The 9,428-nt window shown below is 59.5% G+C and carries 11 protein-coding genes and 1 tRNA gene; 7 read left to right on the top strand and 5 right to left on the bottom strand.

The window, feature by feature from the left end:
- Positions 1-125 precede the first annotated feature (125 nt).
- Genes GTP55_RS02495 through mscL form a run of 3 tightly spaced genes read right to left on the bottom strand, consistent with a single transcriptional unit; the run spans position 126 to position 2,461 of the window.
- The gene (locus GTP55_RS02495) at positions 126-815 is read right to left on the bottom strand and encodes a DUF2461 domain-containing protein (protein WP_161043387.1); all 690 of its coding nucleotides are present in this window, start codon (positions 813-815) and stop codon (positions 126-128) included.
- An 8-nt stretch (positions 816-823) separates the two neighbouring features.
- On the bottom strand, positions 824-1,987 hold the full coding sequence (locus GTP55_RS02490; protein WP_161043386.1) for a Do family serine endopeptidase: 1,164 nt from the start codon (positions 1,985-1,987) through the stop codon (positions 824-826).
- 36 nt (positions 1,988-2,023) lie between these two features.
- Positions 2,024-2,461 (bottom strand): large conductance mechanosensitive channel protein MscL, encoded by a 438-nt coding sequence (mscL, locus tag GTP55_RS02485; protein ID WP_161043385.1) that lies wholly within the window; start codon positions 2,459-2,461, stop codon positions 2,024-2,026.
- A gap of 344 nt (positions 2,462-2,805) precedes the next feature.
- Between mscL and petA the strand changes: the two genes are divergently transcribed.
- The 6 genes from petA (at position 2,806) to GTP55_RS02455 (ending at position 7,028) form a co-directional block, all read left to right on the top strand.
- Complete coding sequence (gene petA / locus GTP55_RS02480; RefSeq protein WP_161043384.1) at positions 2,806-3,414, top strand: ubiquinol-cytochrome c reductase iron-sulfur subunit; 609 nt, start codon at positions 2,806-2,808, stop codon at positions 3,412-3,414.
- Between the two features lies 1 nt (position 3,415).
- On the top strand, positions 3,416-4,825 hold the full coding sequence (locus tag GTP55_RS02475; protein WP_161043383.1) for a cytochrome b: 1,410 nt from the start codon (positions 3,416-3,418) through the stop codon (positions 4,823-4,825).
- Between the two features lie 26 nt (positions 4,826-4,851).
- Positions 4,852-5,616 (top strand): cytochrome c1, encoded by a 765-nt coding sequence (locus GTP55_RS02470; protein WP_161043382.1) that lies wholly within the window; start codon positions 4,852-4,854, stop codon positions 5,614-5,616.
- 114 nt (positions 5,617-5,730) lie between these two features.
- Positions 5,731-6,342: a glutathione S-transferase N-terminal domain-containing protein gene (locus tag GTP55_RS02465; RefSeq protein ID WP_072788101.1), complete on the top strand. Its 612-nt coding sequence runs from the start codon at positions 5,731-5,733 to the stop codon at positions 6,340-6,342.
- Between the two features lie 89 nt (positions 6,343-6,431).
- A complete protein-coding gene (locus GTP55_RS02460) occupies positions 6,432-6,926 on the top strand; it encodes a ClpXP protease specificity-enhancing factor (protein ID WP_161043381.1) in 495 nt (164 codons plus the stop codon).
- A 26-nt stretch (positions 6,927-6,952) separates the two neighbouring features.
- Positions 6,953-7,028, top strand: a tRNA-Thr gene (locus GTP55_RS02455).
- A gap of 205 nt (positions 7,029-7,233) precedes the next feature.
- Here the strand turns inward: GTP55_RS02455 and GTP55_RS02450 are convergent.
- Both GTP55_RS02450 and GTP55_RS02445 read right to left on the bottom strand, forming a co-directional pair.
- Positions 7,234-8,565 carry a type II toxin-antitoxin system HipA family toxin gene (locus GTP55_RS02450; protein ID WP_161043380.1) on the bottom strand — a complete coding sequence of 444 codons (1,332 nt, stop codon included), beginning with the start codon at positions 8,563-8,565 and terminating at the stop codon, positions 7,234-7,236.
- A 1-nt stretch (position 8,566) separates the two neighbouring features.
- Entirely contained in the window at positions 8,567-8,926 is a 360-nt protein-coding gene (locus tag GTP55_RS02445) for a helix-turn-helix transcriptional regulator (protein WP_161043379.1), read from the bottom strand.
- Positions 8,927-9,219: 293 nt separating this feature from the next.
- On the opposite strand from GTP55_RS02445, the gene GTP55_RS02440 reads away from it, so the two are divergent.
- Positions 9,220-9,423 (top strand): hypothetical protein, encoded by a 204-nt coding sequence (locus GTP55_RS02440; RefSeq protein WP_161043378.1) that lies wholly within the window; start codon positions 9,220-9,222, stop codon positions 9,421-9,423.
- The last annotated feature ends 5 nt before the right edge of the window (positions 9,424-9,428 follow it).

Below are 9,428 nucleotides of genomic sequence, written 5' to 3'. Positions count from 1 at the left end.
CGTCATCGGCGCCGTCATGCATAAGCTGGCGCATTTCATTTACGGCGTCATCAAAACAAACAAGCCCTTTGACCCCAATTACCTGGCGAAAGGGCTTGCTATTCAAGACGGTATCTGACCCCGGATTATTCTTCGACCGGCTCTTCCTTCGCCTCGCGCATCCACTGCACCAGCGGGTAGGCGTCCTTCAGGCCGGCGGCCAGCAGCGGCACCAGCTTTTCAGGCTGGTTCAGCGGCAGCTCGATCTCGGTCCAGATGAAGAAACTCTTCAGCTTGATGTACTCGATGTGCTCATGCTCCGGATCGAAACCCTTCGGCGGGCGCATCAGCTTGCCTTCGTTCTGGATGTCGCCAAACGTCGCCACCAGTTTCTTGTTCTTCAGCACCTTGCGGAAGCCGGCCGCGTCCTCCACCATGTGTTGGCGCAGCGCTTTCAGGCGGTGCGGCGGCGGCATGTATTCGCCGGCGCCGAACAGCATGCGGCCGCTGCCGTCGATCTGCATGTAGTAGGTCGGCCCGCCCGCCTTGCTGGGACGGCGCATGTCGTTGGGCGCCACCGCCGCCGAAAAACGCGTCTTGTACGGACTTTTGTCGTGCGCAAAGCGGACGTCGCGGTTGATGCGGAACATCGCCTTTTTCGGATTGCTGAACTTGACCTGCGGATCAAACTTGCCTAGTTCGGCAATCATCTGCGTCACCACGGCCAGGAATTCTTCGCGCAGGATGTCGTAGCGCGGCTTGTTCATGATGAACCACGGACGGTTGTTGTTGTCCGCCAGTTCGCGCAGGTATTGGGTCAGGTCACGCAGATGCATTACAGTCCTTATTTCGTATTGGGCGGGCGCTTGCCGACCGTGATGTCGAGCGTGGTTTCTTTGCTCTTCCGCAGGACCGTCATTTTAGCTTTTCCGCCCGGCGCCAGCTGGGCGATGAGATTGAGCATGCTGTTGGTGTCGGCCACCGGCTTGCCGTCCACCGACAGCAGGATGTCGCCGGGGCGGATGCCGCCCTTGTCGGCCGGGCCGTTGCGCACCACGCCGGCGATGATGGCGCCGCTCTGGCGCTGCAGGCCGAAGCTGGCGGCCAGCTCGGGCGTGATTTCCTGGCTTTCCACGCCGATCCAGCCGCGCACCACGTGGCCGGTCTTGATGATGGCTTCCATCACGTTCTTGGCGGTCGACACCGGAATCGCAAAGCCGATCCCCACCGAGCCGCCGGTTTGCGAATAAATCGCCGAATTGATGCCCAGCAGGTTGCCGCCGGCATCCACCAGCGCCCCGCCCGAGTTGCCGAAGTTGATCGCCGCATCGGTCTGGATGAAGTTCTCGAAATGGTTGATGTGCAGGTTGTTGCGGCCGAGCGCGGAAATAATCCCCATGGTCACTGTCTGGCCGACGCCGAACGGATTGCCGATGGCCAGCACCACGTCGCCCACCTGGACCTGCTCGGCCTGCCCCAGCACGATCACCGGCAGCTTGTCGAGGCTGATCTTGATGACGGCCAGGTCGGTCTCCGGATCGGTGCCGACCAGCTTGGCGGCGGCCTTGCGGCCATCGGCCAGCACCACTTCGATTTCGTCGGCGCCCTCGACCACGTGGTTGTTGGTCAGGATGTAGCCCTGCGCCGACACGATCACGCCCGAGCCCAGGCTGGACTCCTCGTCGTCGTCGTCACGGTCGCGGTTGTCGAAGAATTTCTTGAAGAAGGGATCGCGCAGCAGCGGATGCTTGCCGCGCTTGGGCGCCTTGCTGGTGATGATGTTGACCACCGCCGGCATGGCGCGCGCCGCCGCCGCCCGGTACGAGCCGCCGGCCGACAGCGGCGGCTTGGACGGCCCGGCCTCCAGCATCGCGGCCGGATGGTCGGTGCTGCCCATTTGCTGCACGCGCACCGGCGCCGGGCGCTCGCGGCCCACCGCCGTGTAAACGAAATACAGTGCCAATACGACGGTCACCGTTTGCGCAAACAATAACCAGAGTCGTCGCATCGTAGTCCAGCCTGCCGCTCGGGGGGCGGCTTTCAATTATTTTTTCAGGGAATCGCGAATTTCGCGCAGCAGCACGATATCTTCCGGCGGTGGTGGTGGCGGCACAGCGGCCGCGGCCGCCTCGTCACGCTTGATGCCCAGGTTGCGCGCCTTGTTCATGATGCGCACCATCTGGAAGATCACAAACGCCAGAATGATAAAGTTCAACAGGATAGTAGCAAAATTCCCGTATGCGAACACGGCGCCCAGTTTCTTTGCTTCCGCCAGGCTCAAGGTGGCGGCCTGGCCGTTCAGCGGAATGTAGTAGTTGGCGAAGTCCAGCCCGCCGAACAGCTTGCCGATCGGCGGCATGATGATGTCGGCCACCAGCGAATCGACGATCTTGCCGAAGGCGCCGCCGATGATCACGCCGACCGCCAGATCGACCACATTGCCCTTCATCGCGAACTCTTTGAATTCCTGCATCATTGCCATTTTTTTATCCTCGCTGTGTGGTCAATTGTGAACAAAACTGCGCTTGGATCATACTATTTTTTCAATTGGATTCCAAACACGCTTGTCGTTTACGCATTTGCAAGCCGAATTACGCTATAAATTGACCTACATCAATTTCGGCTCATACCCCCAGCCTCTATCATCGCACCGGGAACCGCAGTTAACCTGGCTAAACTTGGGAATCGAGCAACGTTGGTGTAAAGAGTTGCATCTCGCATACCTTCTCATGTAAGGTGGCGGGATTTCGTGCTATCCAGTTTTCAGCTTCAGGTTTGTACACAGTTCTCGAGATTTTGTTCGCACTTTGACTGATTGGGGTTTGTATGAGTAACGAAAAGCAGGTCGATTCAGGCCGTCGCGGATTGCTGGTTGCGACCGGCGCGGCAGGCGGTGTCGTAGGTCTGGCCACCGCCGGAGCATTGGTAAGCACCTTCCAGCCGTCGGAGCGCGCGAAAGCCGCCGGCGCACCGGTCGAAGTGGATATTTCCACCCTCAACGCCGGCGAAATGAAAACCGTCGAATGGCGCGGCAAGCCGGTCTGGATCATCAAGCGCACGCCGGAAATGATCGCGTCGCTCAAGAAGACCGACGGCAAGGTCGCCGACGCCGACTCCAAGCGCAACCCCGACGAATTTACCCCCGAATACGCCCGCAACGAATGGCGCTCGCGCAAGCCCGAGCTCATGGTGGCGGTCGGCATCTGTACCCACCTGGGCTGTTCTCCCTCGTCCAAGTTCACGCCCGGCCCGCAGCCCTCGCTGCCGGACGACTGGGAAGGTGGCTTCCTCTGCCCTTGCCACGGCTCGACTTTCGACATGGCTGGCCGTGTATTTAAGAACAAACCGGCGCCGGACAATCTGCAAGTTCCGCGCTATATGTTTTTGAGCGACACCAAGCTGGTCATCGGTAAAGACGAGAAAGGCGAGGCATAAGATGGCATTCAAGGAGACAAAATTCCCGGCCGACGCGCCGGCAGCGCAAAAAGCGCTGGGCTGGGTCGATGACCGCTTTCCGCTGACCAAGCTGTGGAACGACCAATGGGGCAAGTACTACGCCCCGAAAAACTTCAATTTCTGGTACATCTTCGGCTCGCTGGCGATGCTGGTGCTAGTGCTGCAAATCGTCACCGGCATCTTCCTGACCATGCACTACAAGCCGGACGCCAACCTGGCCTTCGGCTCGGTCGAATACATCATGCGCGAAGTGCCGTGGGGCTGGCTGGTGCGCTATATGCACTCGACCGGCGCCTCGTCGTTCTTCATCATCATCTACCTGCACATGACGCGCGGGCTGCTGTACGGCTCGTACCGCAAGCCGCGTGAGCTGATCTGGCTGTTCGGCTTCGCCATCTTCCTGTGCCTGATGGCCGAAGCGTTCTTCGGCTACCTGCTGCCATGGGGCCAGATGTCGTACTGGGGCGCGCAGGTGATCGTCAACCTGTTCGGCGCGATTCCATTCATCGGCCCGGATTTGTCGCTGTGGATCCGCGGCGACTACGTGGTGTCCGACGCCACCCTGAACCGCTTCTTCGCCTTCCACGTGATCGCCATCCCGCTGGTGCTGCTGGGCCTGGTGGCGGCGCACCTGATCGCGCTGCACGAAATCGGTTCCAGCAACCCGGACGGCATCGAGGTCAAAGAGAACCTGGGCCCGGACGGCCACCCGGTCGACTCGATCCCGTCGCACCCGTACTACACGGTGCACGACCTGTTCGGCGTCTCGGTGTTTCTGCTGATCTTCAGCGCGGTGGTGTTCTTCGCGCCGGAAATGGGCGGCTACTTCCTCGAGTACAACAACTTCCTGCCGGGCGACTCGCTGAAAACCCCGCTGCACATCGCCCCGACCTGGTACTTCACCGCGTTCTACTCGGTGCTGCGCGCCACCACCGCCGACTTCATGTGGGTGCTGATGTTCTTCGTGGCGGCCTACGTGGTGTTCGTCTGGCTCAAGTCGCGCCTGGCCAGCCTGACCAAGATCATCATCGCCGTGATCGCGCTGCTGGCCATCATCGGCATGCTGCCGCAGGTGCTGGACGCCAAGTTCTGGGGCGTGGTGTTCTTCGGCGGCTCGGTGGTGATCCTGGCCTTCCTGCCGTGGCTGGACAAATCGCCGGTCAAGTCGATCCGCTACCGCCCGAGCTGGCACAAGTATGTGTACGCCGTGTTCTTCCTGTCGTTCCTGACCCTGGGCTACCTCGGCACGCTGCCGCCGACCGACGCCCGCACCATCGTTTCGCAAGTGTGCACCCTGCTGTACTTTAGCTTCTTCCTGTTCATGCCATGGTGGAGCGCCATGGGCACGTTCAAGAAGGTTCCGGACCGCGTGGTCTTCCACGCCCACTGACCGCCAAAGTACATAAAGGACAACACATGAACTTCCCGAAACGACTGCTTGCCATTCTGGCACTCTTGCCCGGCCTGGCGCTGGCCAATGAAGGTGGCGTGGCGCTCGACAAGGCGCCGGACCGCTCGAATAACATGGCGGCGCTGCAGCACGGCGCCAAACTGTTCGTCAATTACTGCTTAAACTGTCATAATGCGTCCTCGATGCGCTACAACCGCCTGAAAGACCTGGGCCTGAGCGAGGAGCAAATCAAGGCCAATCTGCTGTTTACCGGCGACAAGGTGGGGGAAATGATGACCACCACCATGAAGCCGGCCGACGCCAAAGCCTGGTTTGGCGTGGTGCCGCCGGATTTATCGGTGATCCAGCGCGCCAAGGCCTCGGGCGCCGGCAGCGGCAGCGACTACCTGTACACGTATTTGCGCACCTTCTACCAGGACGACACCCGCCCGACCGGCTGGAACAACCTGGTGGTCAACAATGTGGCGATGCCGCATGTGTTGTGGGAATTGCAAGGCGTGCAGAAAGTGGTCATGAAAGAAGTACCCGATCCGCACGAACACGGCAAAATGATTCATCAGTTTGCTGGATTTGAGCAGGTCACTCCGGGTAAACTGCAAAAGCTGGAATTTGACACCGCCGTGGCCGACCTGGTCGGCTACATGGAGTGGATGGCGGAGCCTGCTGCGCAGACCCGCAAAAAATTAGGTGCCGTGGTGGTATTGTTTATGGCCCTGTTCGCCTTCCTGGCATGGCGCTTGAATGCGTCGTTCTGGAAAGAGGTGAAATAAGACGAGAGCGCCGGCTGGCCGGCGCTTGTTTTGCGAAGCCCGCATATTGACGGGCCGATATGGGGTGATCCGTTCGCGGCCCACCCCCTTTTGTTCTTCTAAGGAACGATAAACATGATGGTTCTCTACTCGGGCACGACCTGCCCATTCTCGCAACGCTGCCGCCTGGTCCTGTTTGAAAAAGGCATGGACTTTGAAGTGCGCGATGTCGACCTGTTCAACAAACCAGAAGACATCTCGACCATGAACCCGTATGGTCAGGTGCCGATTCTGGTCGAGCGCGAACTGATCCTGTACGAATCGAACATCATCAACGAGTACATCGACGAGCGCTTCCCGCACCCGCAGCTGATGCCGGCCGATCCGCTGATGCGCGCCCGTGCCCGCTTGATGCTGTTCAACTTCGAAAAAGAACTGTTCGTCCACGTGCACACGCTGGAAAGCGAACGCGCCAAGGGCAACGACAAGAGCCACGACAAGGCGCGCGCCGAAATCCGCGACCGCCTGACCACGCTGGCACCGCTGTTCCTGAAGAACAAGTACATGCTGGGTGATGAATTCTCGATGCTGGACGTGGCCGTGGCGCCGCTGCTGTGGCGTCTGGATCACTACGGCATCGAACTGTCGAAGACCGCCGCCCCGCTGATGAAATATGCCGAGCGCATCTTCTCGCGTCCGGCCTACATCGAAGCGCTGACGCCGTCGGAAAAGGTCATGCGCCGTTAATCGGACGCTACCCGTTTAGTCGAAGTACTGCGGCGCGTTTGCCGGCCCCGGCGGGCGGCGCGCCGTGCTTTACCGCAGTCTGGAATCCCATGTCTGAAATCTCAACCAAGCCCTACCTGCTGCGCGCCATCTATGAATGGTGCACGGACAGCGGCTACACCCCCTACCTCGCGGTCAAAGTCGACGCCGGCACCACGGTGCCGATGGAATACGTGAAGAAGGGCGAAATCGTGCTCAACATCAGCTTCGGCGCCACCTCGGGCCTGAAGATGGACAACGACAGCATCCGCTTCCACGCCCGCTTCGGCGGCGTCTCGCGCGAAATCTACGTCCCGGTCAACAACGTGATGGCGATCTACGCCAACGAAAACGGCCAGGGCATGGCGTTCGAACCGCAACTGGGCCAGGCTTCGGCGCCGGCCACGGACGCAGTAGAAGACGCGCCGGCAGCGCCGGTCGCGCCGGTGTTATCGGCCGTGCCAAGCGCCTCGGCCGACGTCAAAACCGAGCCGCCAGCCCCGCCCGGCGACGACACCGACCCACCCAAAAAGGGCGGCCGCCCCACCCTTACGCGTATTAAATAGCGTATAATTCGCACCGTAAAAGTCACGCCGACTTAGCTCATTTGGTAGAGCAGTTGATTTGTAATCATCAGGTGGCCAGTTCGAAACCGGCAGTCGGCACCAAATGGCGTTGTAGACAACGAGCGAAAAAACCCGGAAATCGCCTGCTTCATAGGGGATCTCCGGGTTTTTTTACGCCTTCGCTTGCGGCGAAGTAAGGTCCCCTTTTTGGACCACGATTTGGCAACTCAGCCTGTCTAACCTGCCCGAGGTCAAGCTCAACAGGTTATACGCGAGTACATTCCGCATAGGGATATCCACCTCAAAACTACATCTGCGCCAAGTGATCCCGTTGCTGCACCAAGCCTCGAAGGATCGACTCAACCAGATCTGCCGGGAACCCGGTGGGAATCTCGGTAGCGATTGAGTCCACGACACCATCAACGGCACTGAGCACGTCAGCAATCGCCGCTTCCGCTGCAGCGGCGCCCAGGCCGACCAGCTTGGCGTGATTCAGCCAGTGGCGACGCTGTATCTGCTGAAGGTGGTAGTAGTTTTGCGAACCCCGCACAGCCATCGCCAGCTTCGCCTTCTGCGGCGCCACATTGTTCGCGCCCGGCCCGATAATGGGATGTGCGGAGAGCACATCGTATAGCGGCGTCGCCTGGTAGCGGCCTCCGGGTAAGTGGAAAATGCTGAAGTTCTTCGCATGCCCATCGGTGGCCGCCAGCAGCCAGAACACCAGCTGAGTTTTGAAGAAGTTCAAACGATCTTGTTCCGCCTGTTCCGACCCCAACAGGATTTCCATGATCTTGCTGATCCCCGGCCCGCCATCCGCTTGGTACTTGTGCAGCGGAGAGGTGCCAGTGGCCTGGCAAAAATCTTCTTGCGGCAGGCGCACGATCCAGCTGCTGTCTGCCGCCAGCCGGCGGTCGAAACGCTCAACCGCCAGCACTTTCATATCCTCGAAATGCATAATCTCGCAGCGTGCGACCGGTAATCCGAATGCCTGCATGATGCGCGAACACAGCCATTCATTCTCGACGGAGGTGCGCATGTCCGCCTGCATTGCGCCAACGAGGCCAAGCGGTAGCTTGAGAATGTGCGTCGTCGGCGTACTTCCGAGCGGCCGTTGCCACTGGCCTTCATGCCACAGTAGCGCGCTCTTCTCCTGCGCGCCGGCAATCGACAACCGGAGGTCATCCGCCTCGTCCCCTTGCCCCAACGGCCGATCCGACAAAATGTGCCGCAGCAGCGTCGCGACACCGTGGTCATCCAAAGGCTCACTGCTGATCGAAAAGAGATCGGTGGGCGATTCATCTGCCGGCAGCAGCTGAATCGCGCCGACGCAATCGCGTCCGACAGCGGCCAGCAGCTGATAAGGCTCCGTGCCCGCTGTCCTGAAATGCTGCGCGATCCGGCGGCGTATGACATCGCTGTCGGGCAGCAGATTATCAAAATAGTTTTGCACCACCTGGCCGCGATACGGTGCATTGCCAGGTTGGAAAGGCAGGGAAAGCGAGAGCGGACGGCCCTGCTCATCGTCAATCCACTCATCAAAATAGGTCAGCGTATTCCCGCCGGCCGAGGCATCCCAGTAACCAACCGGCGAGCCGTTGAGCCAGATATTCAATCGCTGCGCGTGCGCTCGCCGGCCCATGCTACCAGCGCTCCGTCTTCTTGGACGGCGGTGTCACTTTGGAAGGCGCAGCCACGCTCGCCCTCTTTGACTTGAGCGCGGGCAGAGGTAGCCGTGCTTGCGCTGGGTCCGGCACCGTATCTACCGCCATGTCGTCGTTTGACTCACCACGTTGTACCAATACGATTTCACTGCCCAGCAGTCGCAGGATTGTGAATAACCGTTCCACGCTGGTCGCGGTAGGGTTCGCCTCAATCTTCGCGTAAGTCTGCTGCGTCACCCCGAGCAACGCCGCCACCTCGGCCTGTGACAAGCCTGCCCGCTTTCGGAAGCCGACGAGTAGCGGCCGTATCTGCTGCAAAGTTCGAATCGGATAATCCATTGGTCGGGCCTTTCATCTGTCTTTACAGTATAGAAGCTGTAAATTTTAAATACAACTCAAAAACTGTATTTATTATTTACAGCCTTATAGCTGTAAATTTCGACTATTCATCGTCTTGCGGGCCTTCTATACACACTATCAATTGCCCATGTACGATTGAAGATATGCATCCTGAAACTGTTAAAGAATTGCTATAGTTAATGCTTCTAGTTTGCTACCTGCGCCTAACCACCGCGCATCCAGTAGCTGTAGCTCTCACCCAACCCCGTGAGCAATTCCTCAAGGTGAGAACTATGCAATCCCGTATCAATCAACGGTTTTCCGAGGCTGTCGAGCAGGCAGTCGTCATCGATGCACTCAGTGGCGCGGCGACGGCGTGGGCGTTTCTGGAGGCGCATGATGTGCCGAGGGAAACGATCCTGCGCGTGCTGTCCACCGCCTCGGTCCGCCGTCGCAGCGATACCCCCAGTGCCACCACCATCGAAAAATGCCGCTAACCACC

The sequence above is a fragment of the Duganella margarita genome (assembly GCF_009857535.1).
Classification (GTDB): domain Bacteria; phylum Pseudomonadota; class Gammaproteobacteria; order Burkholderiales; family Burkholderiaceae_D; genus Rugamonas; species Rugamonas margarita.
The sequence above is the reverse complement of the archived record's forward strand: the minus strand, read 5'-3'. Positions and strand labels throughout refer to the sequence as shown.

Excerpts from the sequence above, each read along its gene's own strand:
- GTP55_RS02460 (WP_161043381.1), top strand. The coding sequence starts at position 6,432 with ATGTCTGAAATCTCAACCAAGCCCTACCTGCTGCGCGCCATCTATGAA.
- mscL (WP_161043385.1), bottom strand. The coding sequence starts at position 2,461 with ATGGCAATGATGCAGGAATTCAAAGAGTTCGCGATGAAGGGCAATGTG.
- GTP55_RS02490 (WP_161043386.1), bottom strand. The coding sequence starts at position 1,987 with ATGCGACGACTCTGGTTATTGTTTGCGCAAACGGTGACCGTCGTATTG.
- GTP55_RS02495 (WP_161043387.1), bottom strand. The coding sequence starts at position 815 with ATGCATCTGCGTGACCTGACCCAATACCTGCGCGAACTGGCGGACAAC.
- GTP55_RS02470 (WP_161043382.1), top strand. The coding sequence starts at position 4,852 with ATGAACTTCCCGAAACGACTGCTTGCCATTCTGGCACTCTTGCCCGGC.
- petA (WP_161043384.1), top strand. The coding sequence starts at position 2,806 with ATGAGTAACGAAAAGCAGGTCGATTCAGGCCGTCGCGGATTGCTGGTT.
- GTP55_RS02445 (WP_161043379.1), bottom strand. The coding sequence starts at position 8,926 with ATGGATTATCCGATTCGAACTTTGCAGCAGATACGGCCGCTACTCGTC.
- GTP55_RS02475 (WP_161043383.1), top strand. The coding sequence starts at position 3,416 with ATGGCATTCAAGGAGACAAAATTCCCGGCCGACGCGCCGGCAGCGCAA.
- GTP55_RS02465 (WP_072788101.1), top strand. The coding sequence starts at position 5,731 with ATGATGGTTCTCTACTCGGGCACGACCTGCCCATTCTCGCAACGCTGC.
- GTP55_RS02450 (WP_161043380.1), bottom strand. The coding sequence starts at position 8,565 with ATGGGCCGGCGAGCGCACGCGCAGCGATTGAATATCTGGCTCAACGGC.
- GTP55_RS02440 (WP_161043378.1), top strand. The coding sequence starts at position 9,220 with ATGCAATCCCGTATCAATCAACGGTTTTCCGAGGCTGTCGAGCAGGCA.